Source organism: Curtobacterium sp. PhB191, from assembly GCF_004346515.1.
Lineage (GTDB): Bacteria > Actinomycetota > Actinomycetes > Actinomycetales > Microbacteriaceae > Curtobacterium.
On record NZ_SMBV01000009.1, the window covers coordinates 1 to 18,674 of the forward strand.

At 70.8% G+C, this 18,674-nt stretch carries 20 protein-coding genes; 7 read left to right on the forward strand and 13 right to left on the reverse strand.

Going from position 1 to position 18,674, the window contains the following annotated elements:
- Positions 1-453: 453 nt before the first annotated feature.
- Positions 454-1,671 (reverse strand): hypothetical protein, encoded by a 1,218-nt coding sequence (locus EDF48_RS14555; protein WP_131880839.1) that lies wholly within the window; start codon positions 1,669-1,671, stop codon positions 454-456.
- A complete protein-coding gene (locus EDF48_RS14560) occupies positions 1,668-2,990 on the reverse strand; it encodes an MATE family efflux transporter (RefSeq protein ID WP_165932419.1) in 1,323 nt (440 codons plus the stop codon). Before EDF48_RS14560 ends, EDF48_RS14555 begins: the two co-directional genes overlap by 4 nt.
- Positions 2,991-3,120: 130 nt before the next feature.
- On the opposite strand from EDF48_RS14560, the gene EDF48_RS14565 reads away from it, so the two are divergent.
- Positions 3,121-3,942 carry an ornithine carbamoyltransferase gene (locus EDF48_RS14565; protein ID WP_131880841.1) on the forward strand — a complete coding sequence of 274 codons (822 nt, stop codon included), beginning with the start codon at positions 3,121-3,123 and terminating at the stop codon, positions 3,940-3,942.
- Between the two features lie 13 nt (positions 3,943-3,955).
- On the opposite strand, the gene EDF48_RS14570 is transcribed toward EDF48_RS14565, so the two are convergent.
- The 7 genes from EDF48_RS14570 to EDF48_RS14600 all read right to left on the reverse strand — a co-directional run bounded on the left by EDF48_RS14570 (position 3,956) and on the right by EDF48_RS14600 (position 10,486).
- On the reverse strand, positions 3,956-4,882 hold the full coding sequence (locus EDF48_RS14570; protein ID WP_131880844.1) for an arginase family protein: 927 nt from the start codon (positions 4,880-4,882) through the stop codon (positions 3,956-3,958).
- 39 nt (positions 4,883-4,921) lie between these two features.
- Complete coding sequence (locus EDF48_RS14575; RefSeq protein ID WP_131880846.1) at positions 4,922-5,578, reverse strand: response regulator transcription factor; 657 nt, start codon at positions 5,576-5,578, stop codon at positions 4,922-4,924.
- Positions 5,575-6,729 (reverse strand): sensor histidine kinase, encoded by a 1,155-nt coding sequence (locus EDF48_RS14580; RefSeq protein WP_131880848.1) that lies wholly within the window; start codon positions 6,727-6,729, stop codon positions 5,575-5,577. The genes EDF48_RS14575 and EDF48_RS14580 overlap by 4 nt, the downstream gene beginning before the upstream one ends.
- A 23-nt stretch (positions 6,730-6,752) precedes the next feature.
- Positions 6,753-7,562, reverse strand: coding sequence for a hypothetical protein (locus tag EDF48_RS14585; RefSeq protein ID WP_131880850.1), 810 nt, complete (start codon positions 7,560-7,562; stop codon positions 6,753-6,755).
- Between the two features lie 170 nt (positions 7,563-7,732).
- On the reverse strand, positions 7,733-8,545 hold the full coding sequence (locus EDF48_RS14590) for an isocitrate lyase/phosphoenolpyruvate mutase family protein (RefSeq protein ID WP_131880852.1): 813 nt from the start codon (positions 8,543-8,545) through the stop codon (positions 7,733-7,735).
- Between the two features lie 22 nt (positions 8,546-8,567).
- On the reverse strand, positions 8,568-8,969 hold the full coding sequence (locus tag EDF48_RS14595) for a hypothetical protein (RefSeq protein WP_131880854.1): 402 nt from the start codon (positions 8,967-8,969) through the stop codon (positions 8,568-8,570).
- Between the two features lie 179 nt (positions 8,970-9,148).
- Complete coding sequence (locus tag EDF48_RS14600; RefSeq protein WP_131880856.1) at positions 9,149-10,486, reverse strand: solute carrier family 23 protein; 1,338 nt, start codon at positions 10,484-10,486, stop codon at positions 9,149-9,151.
- A gap of 81 nt (positions 10,487-10,567) precedes the next feature.
- On the opposite strand from EDF48_RS14600, the gene EDF48_RS14605 reads away from it, so the two are divergent.
- From EDF48_RS14605 to EDF48_RS14615, 3 genes are read left to right on the forward strand one after another with little or no spacing between them, the layout of a single operon-like run.
- Positions 10,568-12,532, forward strand: coding sequence for a M13-type metalloendopeptidase (locus EDF48_RS14605; RefSeq protein WP_131880858.1), 1,965 nt, complete (start codon positions 10,568-10,570; stop codon positions 12,530-12,532).
- Positions 12,532-13,470, forward strand: coding sequence for a serine hydrolase (locus EDF48_RS14610; protein WP_131880861.1), 939 nt, complete (start codon positions 12,532-12,534; stop codon positions 13,468-13,470). Before EDF48_RS14605 ends, EDF48_RS14610 begins: the two co-directional genes overlap by 1 nt.
- Before the next feature lie 17 nt (positions 13,471-13,487).
- The gene (locus tag EDF48_RS14615; RefSeq protein ID WP_131880863.1) at positions 13,488-13,832 is read left to right on the forward strand and encodes a YciI family protein; all 345 of its coding nucleotides are present in this window, start codon (positions 13,488-13,490) and stop codon (positions 13,830-13,832) included.
- 13 nt (positions 13,833-13,845) lie between these two features.
- Here the strand turns inward: EDF48_RS14615 and EDF48_RS14620 are convergent, their stop codons facing one another.
- Positions 13,846-14,256: an ester cyclase gene (locus EDF48_RS14620; protein ID WP_131880865.1), complete on the reverse strand. Its 411-nt coding sequence runs from the start codon at positions 14,254-14,256 to the stop codon at positions 13,846-13,848.
- A gap of 76 nt (positions 14,257-14,332) precedes the next feature.
- Here EDF48_RS14620 and EDF48_RS14625 point away from each other — a divergent pair, with 76 nt between their 5' ends.
- Entirely contained in the window at positions 14,333-14,815 is a 483-nt protein-coding gene (locus tag EDF48_RS14625) for a MarR family transcriptional regulator (protein ID WP_131880867.1), read from the forward strand.
- Positions 14,812-15,795, forward strand: coding sequence for a zinc-binding alcohol dehydrogenase family protein (locus tag EDF48_RS14630; protein WP_131880869.1), 984 nt, complete (start codon positions 14,812-14,814; stop codon positions 15,793-15,795). The genes EDF48_RS14625 and EDF48_RS14630 overlap by 4 nt, the downstream gene beginning before the upstream one ends.
- A 7-nt stretch (positions 15,796-15,802) precedes the next feature.
- Here EDF48_RS14630 and EDF48_RS14635 read toward each other — a convergent pair whose 3' ends face one another.
- The gene (locus EDF48_RS14635) at positions 15,803-16,516 is read right to left on the reverse strand and encodes a DUF4232 domain-containing protein (RefSeq protein WP_123294503.1); all 714 of its coding nucleotides are present in this window, start codon (positions 16,514-16,516) and stop codon (positions 15,803-15,805) included.
- A 99-nt stretch (positions 16,517-16,615) separates the two neighbouring features.
- On the opposite strand from EDF48_RS14635, the gene EDF48_RS14640 reads away from it, so the two are divergent.
- The gene (locus EDF48_RS14640; RefSeq protein WP_123294504.1) at positions 16,616-16,891 is read left to right on the forward strand and encodes a hypothetical protein; all 276 of its coding nucleotides are present in this window, start codon (positions 16,616-16,618) and stop codon (positions 16,889-16,891) included.
- A gap of 3 nt (positions 16,892-16,894) precedes the next feature.
- Here EDF48_RS14640 and EDF48_RS14645 read toward each other — a convergent pair whose 3' ends face one another.
- Together EDF48_RS14645 and EDF48_RS14650 are read right to left on the reverse strand one after the other, a co-directional pair.
- A complete protein-coding gene (locus tag EDF48_RS14645; protein ID WP_279432386.1) occupies positions 16,895-17,335 on the reverse strand; it encodes an NUDIX domain-containing protein in 441 nt (146 codons plus the stop codon).
- Entirely contained in the window at positions 17,332-18,654 is a 1,323-nt protein-coding gene (locus EDF48_RS14650) for a glutamyl-tRNA reductase (protein ID WP_123294506.1), read from the reverse strand. The genes EDF48_RS14645 and EDF48_RS14650 overlap by 4 nt, the downstream gene beginning before the upstream one ends.
- Between the last annotated feature and the right edge of the window lie 20 nt (positions 18,655-18,674).

Sequence of the window (18,674 nt, forward strand, 5' to 3'; positions counted from 1 at the left end):
CATGCAGCTGAGTCCATCCGCCCAGCCCGCCGAGGTCGCCACCCAAAACAGGTGGTCTTCCGTGCGGCGGCCGCGCCGCTGGTCACAGGGAGCGCGGTGCAGATCACCACTCTCCTTGGGTCGCCGGCCAACGCAGAAGGCGGGGGCGAAGCTCGCCTTTAGAAGCCCCCCCCGCGGCACGGCACCTGACCACCACCGTGACAGCGCAAGCGACAGTAGGCGGGCAGCGTGTCAAGCGCGGCGACTGTCCGTCGTCCCTCTCGTGAGAATCGAGCCAGCGCAAACCGTCCCGGTAGCCGGTCGACTACCGCGACTTCGTGCGCAGCGGTCCAGCTCCCCCCTCGAGCCCCGTGCTTCCTGATGGGGGCGTTCTCGGATAGGTGGTCCGAAACGATTCCGAATGACGGGACGTCAAACGAGGCGTTCCACCGACGCCCACCACGTGCGGAGGAATCAGCGCCGCCGCACCCCGAGCCCCACCACCGCCACGAGGTTGACAGCACTCCCCACCAAGAACCCCGTCGTCCCACCCGCGACGCCGGCCACCGGCCCGAGCACCGCCATGAGCCCAGCACCGACGACGAACCCGGCGACCGAGGCCAACGCCACCTGCCGTGACCGCCCCGATGCGAGCAGCAGCGCCGCAGGCACGAGCCCGACGGTGAACACCCACACCGCGACCATCAAGTACCGCAGGTCCGCCACGGCGGCAGCGCCCTCGGCGGGGTAGACGATCGGCAGGAACCACCCGGCGAGCAGCGCCACCAGACCGAACACAACGGCAGAAGCAGCGGCGAACCCGACGACGAGCATCAGCGCTCCGCGAGACCGCAAGGACCCACCATCCGTCCGGTGCGCGAACGCCGGTACGAGCACCTGCCCCAACGCCTGCCCGAGCATCGACGCCGGCGTCGCCAGGGTGAACGCCGCCGCGTAGACCCCGGCCTCGTGCGCCGACGAGGTCACCTGCGCCGAGATCATCGTCAACTGCAGCAACCCGTTCGAGGTCACCACCGCCAGCACGTTCCACGCCGCGAACCCGAGCGCCCCGGCAGCGGGTTCACGAGCCGCAGGGCCGAAGTCGTTCCCCCGAGGCCAGCACGCGATCGCGAACACCGTGTACCCGATGGCCAGCGGCAGCAGCACGAAGGGCTCGAGCCGAGCGACGCACGCCACCACGAGCATCCCGAGCGCGAGCACGCTCGTCACCGAGTCCCAGAGCGCGACCCGCGGTGCCCGGCCGTAGCCGAGCTGCGCTCCGCGGGCGTAGCAGTACAGGCCGTAGCCGACGACGACCCCGACACCACCGAGCACCATGCCGGGGCCGTTGCCCCAGGCGACCGCGATCGGCACGGTGACCGCGGCGAGCACCACGGTCGACACCAGCATCGACAGCCCGAGCACCCTGTTCACCGCGGCGTCCGACCGCCGACCCCGCAACGCGATCGCCAGGTACCGAGAGGCGGTGTTGCCCGCGGCGTTCGGCCAGAGCAGCGCGACGAACACCGACAGGGACAACAGCGCCGTGGTCTGCCCGAGGGTCTCGGTGCCGAACACCCGCCCGACGACGACGGTCACGAGCAGCTTCGCGACGCCCTGCACCCCGATCCCGACCGTGGCGAGCACGGCCGACGACGCCACAGAAGACGACGCAACAGAAGAATCGCTCACCGCGCCAACGCCTGTTCCACCCATCCACGCCGATGCGCGCGCACCCCGAGCGTCACCGCCCGGACCCCGATGTACCCGAGGGCGAACGCCGCCCACAACCCGGCGAGCGTCCCGCCGGCCCACCACAGCAGCGGCAGGTACACGACCAGGTTCACGCCTCCCGCGATCGCCAGGTACCGCGCATCCCCGGCGCCGATCAGCACCCCGTCGAGCACGAACACGTACCCGGCGACGGGCATCCCGACGGCGATGAGCACCAGCACGAGCGGCAGCGCGTCCCGCACGGCGGACGAGTCGGAGAACACCGGCCCGAGCACTCCGCTCACGGCCAGGGTCAGCGCCCCGAGCAGCGCCCCACCGATGATCCCGAGCAGTACGAGCCGCCGCGTCACCAGCCGGACCCGCTCAGGGTCCCGCGCCCCGAGCCCGTGCCCGACGAGCGCCTGCCCGGCGATGGCCAGGGCATCGAGCGCGAACGCCAGGGTCGAGAACACCGTCAGCCCGACCTGCGTGGTCGCGAGTCCCGCGGTCCCGAGCCCGGCAGCGGCCCCGACGGTCGCGAGCATCGCGATCCGCAACGACGCGGTCCGCAGGAACAGCCAGGCCCCGGACCGCAGCGCCCGGACGACGCCCGAGGCGCCGGGCCGCAGCGGCGCTCCCGACGATCGCGCGGCGCGCACCGCGATCCGGACGTAGACGATCGCCATCGCCCACTGCACGATGACGGTGCCGGCGGCGGACCCCTCGACGCCCCACCCCGCGCCGTAGATCAGGACGGCGTTCAACAGCCCGTTCGCGACGAACCCGATGGTCGCGACGACGAGCGGGGTCTTCGTGTCCTGCAGCCCGCGCAGCAGCCCGGTCGAGGCGGTGACGACCAGGATCCCGGGCAGCCCGATGAGCGACACCGTCAGGTACGCGGTCGCCGCCGCCGAGACGTCGGGCGACGCACCGAACAGGTCGACGAGCGGCCCGGCGAGCGGCCACCCGACGAGCGCGAGGACCACTCCCAGCACGAGCGCGAGCCACATCCCGTCGATGCCGGCGTGCACTGCGCCTCGTCGGTCGCCCCCGCCGAGCGCGCGGGCCACGGCCGGCGTCGTCGAGTACGCCAGGAACACCAGCAGCCCGGTCACGGTCGACAGCACGGCACTCGCGAGTCCGACGGCCGCCAAGGGTGTCGCACCGAGGTGCCCGACGAGTGCGGTGTCGGTGAGCAGGAAGAGCGGCTCGACCACGAGCGCGCCGAGCGCGGGCACGGCCAGCCGCACGATGTCGCGATCGACCGCACGCCGTTCGGCAGTGATTGCGGCTGTCATCGTTCGGGGCACCGGGCCATTCTGGCGGGGATGGGGCACGGGCATCGTTCGCACACCCGGTGATGGTCGCCATCGTCGACTTGGCCGGTCCTGCTGGATGGCTCGGTGTCCCGGCCCCTACGCTGCTCGGATGCGTTCTCTCGTCAAGCTCGATGACTGGTCTGCATCTGACGTCGACGCAGTCTTCGACCTGGCTGACGAATACCGTGCGGGCCGGGGGCCCGTGACGGATGGCGCGGCGGTCATGTTCTTCCCGCCGACGAGTCTGCGCACCAGGGCGACGTTCGAGCGGGGCGCTTCGCTCATGGGGCTCGAACCGATCGTGTTCCCGGACACGACACTCGACAAGCCGGAGGCGCTGTCAGATGTCGTTCGCTACCTCGAGAACTGGGTCGACATCGTCGTGGTGCGCCACCACGACCTCGCCGTGGTCCAGGCCTTGGCTGCGGCTCACGCGTTGCCGGTCGTGAACGCGATGACGGACGACAACCATCCGTGCGAGGTGCTGTCCGACCTTCACGCCTTGCAGCAGCGGGGCGACATCACCGCGATGCGCTTCCTCTTCGTGGGCGCGGACGGCAACATCGCCAGGGCGTGGCAGGAAGCCGCTCGCGTCTTGCACCTCGACCTCATCCAGTGCTGCCCGGCCGAACTCGCAACCCCGGGGGCTGCGTGGACCGACGACCTCGAGGCAGCTGTTCGGTCTGCGGACGTGGTCCTCACTGACGGTCCCGGTGCGCACGCTGACGCGCTCGAGCACTATCGGATCACGGCGGCCCTCCTCGACCTCGCGCCGCCGGGAGTCCGCTTCAACCCGTGTCCGCCGTTCCTCCGCGGCCGTGAGGTCAGTGTCGACGCTGTCGAACACGCCGCATTCGTCGGACACGACTTCAAGGCCGGACTCCTCCCGGTACAGCAAGCCGTCATGGCGTTCTGCCTCGGCCTCGGCTGAGCAGGCGTCCTGATCACCGATCCGCTGCAGGTCGCGGCTCCTGCAGCTCACCGCCGAGGCCGCCGAGGCTGGCTGTGAGGACCTCTGTCAGGAGTCGGGCATGCGTGCCGTCCGGGTCGAGATCCGGATCGTAGACGGTGATCGATGCGCCGACGGCACGGGGAGCGAGCGCGCGGAGCAGCTCGATCAGCTCGTGTGGCGTGCAGCCGCCCGGGTCGGGACTGTCGACGGCGGGCATCACCGCTGCGTCGAGCACGTCGACGTCGACCTGCAACCAGTAGCCCGCCGCACCCGCCGTCGTCCGCAGGGCCTTGACGACTGTGGCAGTGCCACGGGCGCGCCACTCCGAGGTCGGGACGACTGCGCCGAGCACAGAGCGGACCTCCGCGAGCTCGGCGTCGTCGTCACGACAGCCGACGTGAGCAGTTCGTGCAGCATCGAAGTACGGGCCGGCACCGTCGATGTCGGCCAGCGCCGGCCAGTGGTGCCCGACGGCGGCGGCGAGGTCCTCCCCGGCCACGCTCGCGCACACGTCGCTGTTGCCCGGGTTCCGGAAGTCGGTGTGGCCATCGACGTGCACCAATCCGACGCCGTCCCGTCGTTTCATCGCGAGGCCAGCGCCGAGCAGTACGCTGCAGTCTCCGCCGATGACCAACGGTGCGGCTCCGGAGGCGAGCACCGTGTCGATGCGGTCGGCGAGCCGCCGCGCGTGGTCGATCACGGCGCGTTCGTTGCGAACGACACCGGGAGCACGGGTTGCGTCATCGTCGACGTAACGGCCGGGAACGACCACGCCGGCATCAGCAGCTCCCTGCTCCGCGAACCGGCGGTGGAGGCCGGCTTCGCGGAGCGCCTCGGGTGCTTTCGCCGTGCCGGGCACCGCGCCTGGCTCTGGTGGCCGCAGGCCGAGATTCGTCGGGGCAGAGACGAGCGCGATCACCCGACTGAGTGTGTCAGACGGTGCCCGCCTCGCTGTCGATCAGGTGAGGTGGTGTTCGTGGGCGTAGATCGCTGCGGCGATGCGGTTGCGGAGGCCGAGCTTGGTGAGGACTCCGGCGACGTGGGTCTTGACGGTGACCTCGCCGATGCCGAGCGCTGCGGCGATCTCGGCGTTCGACTGGCCCTTCGCGACGAGGAGGAGCACCTCGTTCTCCCGCTGGGTGAGGTTCGGGAGTGCGCGCCCGTCCGGTGCCTGCAGCGGCCCGGTGGGGAGTTGCGGTGCGAAGCGATCGAGCAGGAGCCGTGTGATGCGGGGCGCGGTCACGGCATGGCCGGCAGCGACGGCGCGGACGCCCGCGAGGAGCTCGGCGACCGGCGCGTCCTTCAACAGGAATCCGCTGGCACCGGCACGGAGCGCCCGGTAGGCGTACTCGTCGAGGTCGAAGGTGGTCAGGATCAGGATCTTCGCGTCGGGGTCGTCGGCGAGGAGTCGTCCGGTGGCTTCGAGACCGTCCATGCCGGGCATCCGGATGTCGAGGAGGATCACGTCCGGGCGAAGTGCGTTCGCCTGACGGATGGCGCTCCGACCGTCCGGGGCCTCGCCGACGACCGTGATGTCCTCTGTGTCGTCGAGGATGAGCCGGAACCCCATCCGGATGAGGGCCTGGTCGTCGACGAGGAGCACGCGGATGGTCATGCTCGTGCTCCTCCGGGCCGGATGGCGAGGGGGATCGAAGCAGCGATCCGCCATCCACGGGTGCCATCGGGTCCCGCCTCGAGGATGCCGCCGAGCTGGGTGACGCGTTCTTCCATCCCGACCAGCCCGGAGCCGCCGGCTCGGGTCTCGTGCGCGCCTCCGGTGCCGTCGTCCTCGATGCCGAGGACGAGCTCGTCTCGCGAGGCCGTGATGTTCACGGTGAACGTGGTCGCGCTCGCGTGCTTGAGGGTGTTCGTGATGGCCTCCTGGGTCACCCGGTACACGGCGACCCCGATCGCTGCCGGAACTCGGTCGACGGCGCCGTCGGTCTGCAGTGTGGCGCGCAGGCCGGCTGCGGTGACGAGGTCGAGCAGCGCGGGTACCCCGTCGATGCTCGGCGTGGGCAGCAGTCCATCGCTCGCTCGGATCGTCCCGACCGCGTGACGGGTGTCGGCAAGAGCCGTGCGGGCGGTGCGTTCGATCAACCCGACGGCCTCGTCCACGCGCTCCGGTTGCCGAGCCGCCCTGCCGGTACTGGCTGCCGCGAGGGTGACGATCACGGCGAGGCCGTGGGCGGTGACGTCGTGCATGTCCCGCGCGATCCGGGTGCGCTCGTCGGCGACCGCGAGCAGAGTCTGCTGCTCACGTTCACGCTGTGCCCGAGCGCTCTGCTCCTGCAGGACCGCGACCACGCGGCGGTGGTTGCGGACCGACGCACCGCACGCGGTCGCCGCGAGGACGAACACGGTGAGGACGGTCAGCATCTCGGTGACGTGGAGCCCGTGCGGCCACGTGACGGACGCGGCCACCGCGCCCACCTCGGCGATCCCGACCGCGACCGCGGTGTCCCGCACCGGGCGGTGGGCGGCGACCGTCGCCAGCGCCACCAGCACGCTCACGTCCGCAGCGAGCTGCACCCCGATCGACCACTGCACGGCAGCGACGACGCTGATGCCGAAGAAGATGGCCACTGGCCATCGTCGACGCACAGTCAGCGGCGCGATCATCGTCAGCGACAGCGTGACGTACGCCACGAGCAGCGGGTCACCGGCCCGGGCGTGGAAGACCAGCTGCGGTGCCACCGCGACGGCGAGAGCACCGGCGATGACGGCATCCGCCACGATCGGGTGCGCCCGCCACCGCTGCCGCACCGTGCTGTCGTGACCCAGGACCCTCACATCCCGCTGCCGTCGAAGAACGCGGCCAGGGCGGGTGCCGTGTCCGAGACGGTCGACAGGTTCGCCAGGAGCACGATCCCGAGGAACAGCAGCATCCCGGGGAGCAGTATCCCGCCGCCGGCGAGCACCCGGCGGAGATGCCGATCGGACTTCCGAGTGCGGGCACGCTGCACCCAGATCGCCACCGTCCCGGCGACGACCACGATGATCGCAGCGACCGCGGTCACGACGAGCGCTGCGTGGTAGCGGCGGAAGTCATCGATGAGTGCGGCCAACGGCGGGGTCATCGTCCCGGACGCGAGCTCACCGCGGACCTGCAGCACCGAGGTGCCGTCCATCGGGAGGAAGTTCAGCACCGATGACAGCGGCGCCACCGCACCCTGCACGTTCGCCATCACGACCAGCAGCACGACCGGGGCGATCGGAGCACCCAGGACGCCGACCAGGAACAGCCCGACGCGACGCCCCCGCGATCGCGCCCGTGCGAACGCGGTCCAGACACGTTGCCCGACCGGGACCAAGACGACCAGCAGGGCGACCGCGACGATCGCCTTCACGACGTGGAACACGGTCCAGTACGACACCGCGGCGGCCAACGGCGAACTCGACGTCCGCCCGGACCCCACCCACTGCGCGAACCCCGAGGCCACGGCTCCGGGAAGCGCCGCGACGGACAGGTGCGTCCCCGAGGCCCAACCGGCGATCGCTGCCGGCCACACGACCACTGCGATCGTGAGCGCTCCCGCCAACGTGAAGCACACCACCCCACGGCGATCCACAGTTGCCGGCGTGTTCGTCATCGTCATCATCACCCTCCACCACGTCGGGTACATCCCGACGAGACCACGGTAGGGAGCGTGACCACACCACCGCGTCCTCCCCGGACACGAGATGTGGGGTCGGCGAACCTCCTCCTTGAGAAGGACCCGGCGGACGGAACCTGCGAGTTTTACACCCTCGGCGCCGGCTCCGGGGATCAGTCGCGGACGACCTCGTTGATCGCGGCCCAGCCGAGCGTCGGTGGTGCCGAGACGACAGCACCCGGCGTGCCGATCATCTGTGCAGCCCAGTCGCCGGCGACGCTGTACGCGGCTTCGGCGATCGCCGATCCAGCGCTGACCCGGCTCGCCCCCGCCTGGGCGAGGTCACCGACCGACAGGGTCCCGGGCCCGAACGCGACGTTGAGGGGCAGCTCGATCGCGTCCACGAGCATCGAGATCGTGGCGGCCGACAGCGCTCCGAGCACGAAGACGCCACTGGCGCCGGCCCTGGCGTAGGCGTTCGCACGGGTGAGCGTCTCCTCCGCCCAGGCGTCGCTCCCGGGCACGCCCAGCAGGTGGGTGTCGATCCGAGCGTTGACGAAGAGTGGGATGCCGGCGTCATCCGCAGCCTGGCGGGCTGCGCGGATGCGGTCCTCCTGTTCCGCCACCGGCCGGAGGGAGTCCTCGATGTTCACGCCGGAGACGCCGAGCTCGAGGAACGCGGACACGGTCGAGGCGACGTCGCCCGGTGTCTCGCCGTACCCGCGCTCGATGTCGGCGGTGAACGGGACGTCGACTGCCGCTGCGATCGGCCGCACGGCGTCCAGCGCGCCGTCCCGGGTCAGATCGTTGCCGTCGCGGTGGCCGCGTGACCACGCGACGCCGGCGCTCGTCGTCGCGATCGCATCCGCCCCGGCCGAGAGGACGATGCGTGCGGACGCGACGTCCCACACGTTCGGCAGGACAACGGGTGCGCCGGGGACGTGCATCGCGGTGAAGGTGCGCGTGCGCTCGAGGTGCGTGCTCATCGTGCAATCTCAGCACACCGGCTCAGAACGGCCAGTCCGACGGGTGGGTCAGCGGCACTGCCACGATCTGCACGTCGTCTTGGTAGGCGATCCGTCCAGGGCTGTTGGTCCGCAGCTCCACCCACGCGACTCCGTACCGGTCGAGCAGGTCGAGGTAGTCCGCGCTCATCGTGAGCAGGGCCGTGGCACTCGTCCGGAACCAGGATCGCGCCCCTGGATTGCGTGCCTCGTCGAAGAGCCGCGTCTCCACGGTCGAGGGGTTCACGTACAGCCCCTCTGCTCGCTGGTTCGCGGCGACCAGCCAGCGGTCGTCGGTGTCGGAGAGGGCTCCGGCCGCGCGCAGACCGTTGGTCAGCGCGAAGATCCCGGGGAAACGACCACGTCGGTTGGGCACCGCGCTCTGGTAGCGGACGAAGTCGGTCACGGTCCGACGCTAGCGCCGTCGCGGTCGTGACCGCATGACTGGACGTGGGTGTCAAGGCCGGCCCACGTCGTCGACGTGCGTCATGACGGACGGGAGGCCCGTGGCGGCGCCGCCACGGGCCTCCCGTCCGGTGGTCCCACGTCGTCAGGCCGGACGCGCGTTCCGGCCGACCACTCGCGTCAGTCGGCGCGTGGTTCGGCGGGGACACCGCCGGTGGCGGCGTGTGCCTCTTCGGAGGTGACGGGCGTCGCCTCGTCGGTGCCGCGCGCCCGCCCGATCAGGTCCATCAGGTGGTAGACGACGATCGCGGCGATGGTGCCGAGGATGATGCCGCCGAAGCTCGCCTGGCCGAACGCGAACGTGAAGTCCGCGATGCCGATGATGAGCGCGATGCCAGCGGTCAGCTGGTTCTTCGGCTTCGAGAAGTCGACCCGGTTCTCGACCCAGATCCGGATGCCGATGACACCGATCAGACCGTACAGGGCGGTGGTCGCGCCGCCGAGCACGCCGGCGGGGACGGAGGAGATGACCGCACCGATCTTCGGGGAGAGGCCGAGCAGGACGGCGGCGATCGCGGCGACCCAGTACGCGGCGGTGGAGAAGACACGGGTGGCGGCCATGACGCCGATGTTCTCGCCGTAGGTGGTGGTGGCGGAGCCGCCGCCGGCACCGGCGAGCACGGTGGAGATGCCGTCGGCGAAGAGCGCCCGGCCGGTGAGGGGCGTGAGGTCGCGGCCGGTGAGCTGTCCGACACCCTTCACGTGGCCGACGTTCTCGGCGACGAGCGCCAGCACGACCGGCACGAACGCCAGGTAGATCGCGAGCTGCGACGGGTCGAACGCGGGAGCGGTGAACGTCGGCAAGCCGATCCACTTCGCGTCGCCGACCTTCGAGTAGTCGACCTGACCGCCGATGAGCGCCGCCACGTAGCCGATGAGCACGCCGATGACGATGGACAGGCGACCGATCAGCCCCTTGAACAGGACGGTGACCAGGATGATCGCGGCGAGGGTGATGACCGCGACGACCGGGGCGGCCGTGAAGTTGTCCTTCGCCGCAGGTGCCAGGTTGAACCCGATCAGGGCGACGATCGCGCCGGACACCACCGGCGGCATCAGGCGGTCGATCCACCCGGCGCCGGCCAGGTGCACGACGAGCCCGACGATCGCGAGCAGGGCGCCGACGACGATGATGCCCGACAGGGCGAGGGGGATGCCGCCGATCTTGGTGGCAGCACCGATCGGTGCGATGAAGGCGAACGACGACCCGAGGTAGCTCGGCAGGCGGTTGCCGGTGATGAGCAGGAACAGGATCGTGCCGATGCCGCTGAACAGCAGGGTCGTCGACGGCGGGAACCCCGTCAGCAGCGGCACCAGGAAGGTGGCGCCGAACATCGCGACGACGTGCTGCACGCCGAGACCGATCGTCCGGGCCCAGGTCAGTCGCTCGTCCGGTGCCACGATCGTCGTCGCGGAGACGGTCCTGCCGTCGCCGTGCAGCTTCCACGGAAGTCCCATGCGATGACCGTACCGGCAGCCGTGCGCAGGTGACGACGGACACCGACCTGCTGCATGGCGTCGGTGGCTATCGTGGACCGCATGACCGACGTCGCACGTGCCTCCGGCATCCACACTGACGAACTCGACCCCGCGGTGCGCCCCCAGGACGACCTGTACCGCCACGTGAACGGCACCTGGATCGCCGAGACGCCGATCCCCGACGACAAGGCCCGCTACGGCTCCTTCACGGTGCTGGCCGAGGCCGCCGAACTCGCCGTCCGCGCGATCATCGAGCGCTCGCAGCAGGCCGCCCCCGGCACCGAGGAGCGCAAGGTCGGTGACCTCTTCTCGTCCTTCACCGACGAAGCACGGCTCGAAGAGCTCGCCACCGCGCCGATCGAGCCGCTGCTCGCCGAGATCACGGCCATCGAGTCCGTGCCCGAGCTCATCGCCACCGTCGGACGCTTCGAGCGCCTGGGGCTGCCGAGCTTCCTGCAGCTCTTCGTCGACAACGACCCGGGCGACCCCGAGTCCTACGTCGTGTTCCTCGAGCAGTCCGGCCTCGGTCTGCCCGACGAGTCCTACTACCGCGAAGAGCGCTTCGCAGACATCCGGACGAAGTACCGCGAGTTCGTCGCGGCGATGTTCCCGCTCGCCGGGTTCGAGGACGGCGGCGACCGCACCGAGCACGTCATCGCGCTCGAGACGGCCCTGGCGTCGAAGCACTGGGACAACGTCACCACCCGCGACAGCCAGAAGACCTACAACAAGCTGCCCTGGGCCGAGGTCGCGGCGCTCGCCGAGGGCATCGACCTGCAGACGTGGTGGCAGGCCATCGACGCACCGGCCGGCGCGTTCGAGACGGTCGTGGTCCGCGAGCCGTCGTTCATCACGGGCCTTGCCGAGCTCCTGCGCGACCAGCCGCTCGAGGTCTGGAAGGACTGGCTGCGCTGGCAGGTCATCCGTGGCTCGGCCGCGTACCTGACGAGCGCGTTCTCGGCCACGAACTTCTCGTTCTACGGCACCGCCCTCACCGGGGCGCCGAAGCAGCGCGAGCGCTGGAAGCGCGGCGTCTCCCTGGTCGAGGGCGCGATGGGCGAGGCCGTCGGCCGGATCTACGTGCAGGAGCACTTCGACGAGACCTCGAAGGCCACGATGGACGACCTCGTCGCCAACCTGGTCGAGGCGTACCGGCAGAGCATCACGGCGCTCGACTGGATGACCGACGAGACCCGTGCGCGTGCCCTCGACAAGCTCGACAAGTTCACGCCGAAGATCGGGTACCCGGTCAAGTGGCGCGACTACTCGGCGCTGCCGGTCGTGCCCGACGACCTCGTCGCGAACGTCCGCGCCGTCGCGTCGTTCCAGGTCGACCGCGAGCTCGGCAAGATCGGCAAGCCGATCGACCGCGACGAGTGGTTCATGACCCCGCAGACGATCAACGCGTACTACAACCCCGGTTTCAACGAGATCGTGTTCCCCGCGGCGATCCTGCAGTTCCCGTTCTTCGACGCCGACCGCGACGCCGCCGCCAACTACGGTGCGATCGGTGCCGTCATCGGCCACGAGATCGGGCACGGCTTCGACGACCAGGGCTCGCAGTACGACGGCGACGGCAAGCTCGAGAACTGGTGGACCGAGGCCGACCGCACGGCGTTCGAGGAGCGCACGAAGGCCCTCATCGCCCAGTACGACGCGCTCGTCCCGACCGAGGTGCCGGACGGCCACGTCAACGGTGCCCTGACGATCGGCGAGAACATCGGCGACCTCGGTGGCCTGTCGATCGCGTGGAAGGCGTACCTGCTGTCGCTCGACGGTCAGGAGCCCCCGGTCGTCGACGGCCTGACCGGTGCCGAGCGGTTCTTCCTGAGCTGGGCGCAGGCGTGGCAGATGGCGATCCGTCCGGAGGAAGCCGCGCGCCTGCTGTCGATCGACCCGCACTCGCCGAACGAGTTCCGGTGCAACCAGGTCGTCCGCAACATCGACGGCTACTACGACACGTTCGGCGTGACCGAGAAGGACGCGATGTACCTCGACCCCGCCGAGCGCGTCGCGATCTGGTGATGGTGGAGCCGGACGCGGCTCGGTCGTCACGCCGTCGGCGGCCGGAGGACCGCTCGGATGGTGGCGGTCGGGCCCGCGGTCGGCACAGCGGTCGGCCGGACGACCGCTTCGGCGCCACGACCGAGGCCCTCGGTGCCCTCGCCCTCGACGGCGCCGGCGTCAGCGCCTCGGTGATCGACACCTCGACCGGCAAGGCCCTGCTCGCGATCGACGACACCGTCGTGCAGCCCGTCGCGAGCCTCGGCAGGGTGCTGCTGCTGATCGAGGTCGCGGCACAGCTCGAGGACGGACGCCTGCACGGCGACCGCCTCCAGCGCATGGCACGGGACACCGCGACCGGCGCCGGGCTGTGGCAGTTCCTGCAGGAACCGACGATGCAGGTGCCCGACCTGGCGACCCTGGTCGGCGCCACCGGTGACACCTGGGCGATGAACGCACTGCTGTCGACGGTCGGCATCGACGCCGTCCGCGAGCGTGCGGAGTCGCTCGGCATCGAGCGGACCGCGCTGATCGACCGGGTGCGCGACCGTCGTGGTCCGGACGACGCCCCGGATGCCTCGGTGGCCCCGACGGGTGAGCTCGCGTGGGTGATGCGCGGACTGGCGCTCGGCGAGGTCGTGGACGAAGCGGTCTCGAACCGGGTGCTCGGCTGGCTGTCGCTGGCGAGCGATCTGAACCTGGTCGCCGGCTCGTTCGGCCTCGATCCCCTGGCGCACCGTGCGCTCGACCACGGGTTGCAGGTCGTCGCGGTCACCGGGTCGAGTACGGGCGTCCGTGCCGAGGCCGGGATCCTCCGGGGTCCGGGCTCGTCGGTGAGCTACGCCGTGACGGTGACGTTCGACGACGCCTCGTTGCAGCGGCGCCTCGCGGTCATCGAGGCACTGCGGACCATGGGCACCGAACTGCTCGAGGCAGTGCACGCCCCCGCTCGCCGCTGAGGAGCATGATGCTGGGCATGACCCGGTACCTGATCTCCTTCGACGAGGGCACGATGGTGTTCCCGATGGCCGAACTGGCTGCCGTCTCCGAAGCGACGCACGCCGTCGTCCGTCAGGCGAAGGCGGCTGGCGCGTGGGTGTTCGGCGGAGGCATGCTCGAGGCGTCCGACGGCGCGGTCGTCGACACCGACGGCACCGTCCACGATCCCGGCACCCGGCCCGGCAAGGACACCTTCATCGGCGGGTTCTGCGTGGTGGACGTCGACAGCCGTTCCGAGGCGCTGACGTGGGCGGCCCGGTTCGCGGGGTCCTGCCGGTGCGCACAGGAGGTCCGCGAGATCATGGACGACCCCGAGTCCTGACCCCCGGCGACCCTCAGCGGAGTGCGCCGATCTGACGGAGCAGACCCATCAGGTCCGGCTGCCCGACCTCGTCGACGATCAGGCCGTCCTCGAAGACGTAGAAGTTGCTCGCGTGAACGGCCACCGGCCGCCCGGTGGGGGCGGTCCCGAGGAAATCCCCGTCGTGCGTGCCCCGGAGCTCGAACCGCGCTGCGACGGAGTCGCCCTCGACGACGAGCCGCTCGATGCGCCACTGGACGTCCGAGAACGCGCTCCGCATGATCGACAGGATCTGCAGGTACCCCTCGAGGCCACGAAACGGCTCCGGCGAGAACGGCGTGAGGAACTCCGCGTCAGGTGAGATCACCTGACGGCCGATCGACGCGTCGCCGGTGTTGATGAACTCGACGAATCGCTGCATGGCGGTGCGGGTGTCGGTGGTCATGGTGGTCCTGTCGACGGAGCGGAGAGAGCGTGCGCCAACTACTTTACATAGCAAGCAACCAGCGTAGGATCGCCGCATGAGCACGCAATCGACATCCCACAGCGAGACAGCCGGGAACGAGCGAGGATCTCGTGCCCGCGAGTACTTCACCGCCCTGGTGCGGCACGAGACCGATCTGTGGAACGCGGTGGAGAAGCGCATGCGCGGGGAGGGCGTGTTGAGCCTGGCCCGCTTGGAGGTCCTGCGGGTCGTCCACGCGGCGCCGACCGGAGCCCGCGTGCAGGACGTCGCGACCGGGGTCGGCACGTCGATCGCAGCGGCCAGTCGTCTCCTCGACCGGCTCGCCGCCGACGGTCTCGTCGAACGAGCGACGGATCCGGGTGACCGCCGCAGCGTGCGCAGCACCCTCTCAGCTCAAGGTCGGGAAGCCGTCGCCGTGTCGCGGGAGCGATTCGAAGCGGCGCTGGACACCGTGCTCGCCGCCGCTGACATCGAGGCGATCGCCTCCGCGACTGCCGTCCTCGGTCGGCTGCAGGCTGCGCTGGAGGGTGCGCGATGACGGCGACGATGCGCGCTGTGGTCATCGATGCGCCCGGTGGTCCCGAGGTCCTGCGACTGCGTGAGGTCCCGGTACCCACCCCCGCTCCGGGCCTGGTGCTGATCCGGGTGGAGGCCTTCGGTCTGAACCGATCCGAGCTGCACTTCCGCCGTGGCATGGGGCACTTCGGGAGTTTCCCGCGGGTACCCGGGATCGAAGCGGTGGGGACCGTGGTGGCAGCACCCGGCGGCGAGTACGCGGTCGGAACGCAGGTCGCCGCCCTGATGGGAGGGATGGGCCGCGACCACGACGGCGGCTACGCCGAGTACACCCTCGTGCCGGCCAGCAGCGTCGTGCCGTTCACGAGCACCCTCGACTGGGCCACGATCGGTGCCGTCCCCGAGATGCTGCAGACCGCGCACGGCTCCCTCACGGTGGGTGTGGACGCGCAGCCGGGCGACACGCTCCTGGTCCGTGGCGGCACCTCGTCGGTCGGGCTCGCGTGCATCGTCCTGGCGAAGCAGCGGGGGATGACCGTCATCGCCACCAGTCGCAACCCGGACCGTACCGAGCGGCTGCGCCGCGCAGGTGCCGACCACGTCGTGATCGACACCGGGAGCATCGCCGACGAGGTCCGCCGCATCGTGCCAGCCGGCGTGGACGGTGCCGTGGAGCTCATCGGTACCGACACCCTGCCCGACACGTTGCGGGCCACCGCCGTGCACGGCACCGTGTCGTTCACCGGGATGCTCTCCGATGTCTGGACCATCCCCGACTTCTACCCGATGGACGTGATCCCCAACGGGGTCCGGCTCACCGCGTACTCCGGCGGAGCCAGCGACCTGCCGGTACCGGTGCTGCAGGGCTTCCTCGACTCCGTGGCGGCAGGGACCGCGACGGTACCGATCGCGAAGGTCTACCCGCTCGAGGACATCGTGCAAGCTCACCGCGACATGGAGGACGGAGCACGGTCCGGGAAGCTCGTGGTCACCACCCGCTGATCATCCGCTACGACGTCGCCTGCCCCTCCGGCACGAGCGCCTGCACGGACAGCAGCGACGCATCGGCGGACGAGCACGCCTGGTAGTCAGCGTCCTTCACGAACAGCGACTGCTTGGATCCGGGCGGGTACACGCGGAAGCCGTCCGGGGTCTTCGGCGAGCAGTCGGCCTTGGAGTAGTTCCCGGCCTGGACGATCTTGAGCGGCGCCACGGCGGTCTGCCCGGCGGCCAGGGTCACGGTCGGGTGCGGTGAGCTCTTCTCCTGGGTCGCTGCAGCACCGATCTGGGTGCCGTTGCCGCCGCCGACGAACGAGACGCCCGGCCAGCCCTGCAGGGTGCAGGTGGTCGAGCCGGTGTTCTGCAGGGCGAGGTGCACGATGACGCTGCCGGCCGCACCGCCGCTGCCCGGCTCGATGCTGGCGGCGAGCGAGGACGCGGCACAGCGACCGCCAGCGGCCGACCCGGACCCCGACGACCCGGACCCCGACGACCCGGACCCGGAAGACCCGGAACCGGTGCCGGCTGACGCCGACGAGCCGGACGACGGGGTCGCGGACGACGACGACGCCGACGAGGACGACGACGCGGACGGCGACGGCGCGGGTGCGGTCACCGTCTCGGTGGCGGAGGGTTCCCCGCCGGAGGCACAACCCGCCAACGCCCCGACTGCGACGAGCCCGGTGACGGCGAGCAGGAACTTCGATCGACTGCTGCGTTGCATGGTGCACAGGCAACCACCACCGGGAGATCGCGGTTCGGTCGGCATCCAGGGACCGCGAGCACACTCCGGAGCAAGGAACCCGAGCAGCGGAGGTCGGACATGACGGGCAAGCACGAACAGGCACGTGGCGACGAGGGCCGCGCGGACGGGGTCGAGACCCGCGCAGGTGCCTTCACGGACAGCGACATCCCCGGCGAGGAGCGCGTCACGACGACGGAACCCGTCGGCGAGTTCGTCGCGAGCGACATCCCGGGCGAGGCCCGCCCGGAGTCGAGCGGACCCGACGGCGAGTACGTCGAGTCGGACATCCCCGGCGAGGCCGAACCGACGCAGGACGGCGAGACCGGTCACTACGTCGACAAGGACCAGGCCTGACGACTAGTCGATGCGCTCCGCCGCCACCAGGCGGCGGAGCGTCTCCACGCCCGCTGGCGGGCAGCGACCGGCGTCCGCCGAGGTGACCCACTCGACCTCGTCGACCTCTGCCGAGGCGACGGGCGTGGCGGAGTCCAACGGGCCTCCTGGTCGGACCAGGAACAGGGTCATCGCGACCATGGTGCCTGGCGCCTGCCCGTGGGCCGGCTCGAGGACGACACCGAACGGGTCGACGTCATCGGCGGTCACCCGCAGGCCGGTCTCCTCGTGTGCTTCGCGGATGGCGGCGTCGAGGTCGGTCTCGTGCGGCTCGGCCTTGCCGCCGGGCAGGTAGAGCACGTCGCGCGCTCGCGCACGCACCATCAGGACGCGTCGGTCCCGCACCAGCAGGAGCGCGCTGACCCGCAGCGTGGGTGGCTGGGTCGTGTCGGCCGGGAGGCTCAGCTCGCGTCCGCCTCGTCGGCGCGCTTCGAGACGGTCGGGTCCAGGGCGGTGCGGTCGGCGAGCGGGACGACGGGCGCCGGCAGCTCTGCCTCGGGCTCGGGTCGCACGCCGAACAGGGCGTCGATGGCCCCGACGAACTCCTCGCCACGGCCGGCGCGGCCGAGCTCGCGGGCCCGGACCGACGGGCGGTGCAGCAGGACGCCCACCAGGTGCCGGAGGGCGCGCTCGGTGTGCTCGGCGGACTCGCCGTCGGCGTCACCGCGGCGCTTCGCACGGTCGATCTCGTCGTCGAGGATGTCGAACACGTGCTTGCGGAAGGCGACGAGGGCCGGGGTGGTGGACTGCTCGAGCGCCTGCGCCCGGAAGCGGGACACGGCGTCGTCGACCATCGCGCGGGCCTCGGACTCGGCGTTCAGCTCGGAGATCGGGGCGTGCAGGCTGATCGTCTCGAGGTCGAGCAGCTCGACGCCGTCGACACCGGCGGCAGCCGGGTCGACGTTGCGGGGGAGTCCGAGGTCGATGACGATGCGGCGGATGCCGTCGTCGAGGTCGGCCGGTGCGACGACCGGGAGCTCGCTCGACGTGCAGGTGATCACGACGTCGCTGGTGCCGATCGCGTGGCGCAGGTCACGGGCGGCGACGAGGTCGTGCTTCGCGGCGAACCAGGCGGCACGGCCCGAGGGCGAGAACACCTGGATGTGCACGGCGCCGCGGTCGCGCAGGGCCGCGATGGTGGTGGCCGCGTAGCTGCCGGTGCCGATCAGCAGCACGCGGGTGTGGGCCCAGTCGGTGACGCGCGACGACGCGAGCTGCAGGCCGAGGCGCACGAGCGAACGACCGGCGGCACCGATCCGGGTGCGGGTCTTGACGCCGCGCGAGGTGTGGGCGGCTTCCTGGAACAGCCGCTCGAGGTCCGAGGTGGTGGTGCCGTTGCTCCGGGCGTCCTCGAGCGAGCGGCGGACCTGGCCGGAGATCTCGGTCTCGCCGACGACGACGGACTCGAGCCCGCTCGACACGGCGAACAGGTGCTGCACGACGTCCTTGCCGCCGAGCACGTTGACCGAATCACGCAGTTCGGTGGCGTCCAGGTCGCTCGCAGCGGCCACGGCCTGCACGGTGGCGGCGACGGCGGAGTCGCGGTCGTCGCCGGCGATGTCGAGGTAGGCCTCGAAACGGTTGCAGGTGGCGAGGACGACGGCGCCGTCCAGGACGTCGGAATCCGTCACGAGGTGGCCTGCTGCGGCCGGGGCAGCGATGCTCAGTCGCTCCAAGAGGTCGAAGCTGGCGTTGCGATGCGACGCCGTGAGACAGATGAGCACGTAGCCAATGGTAACGCGCT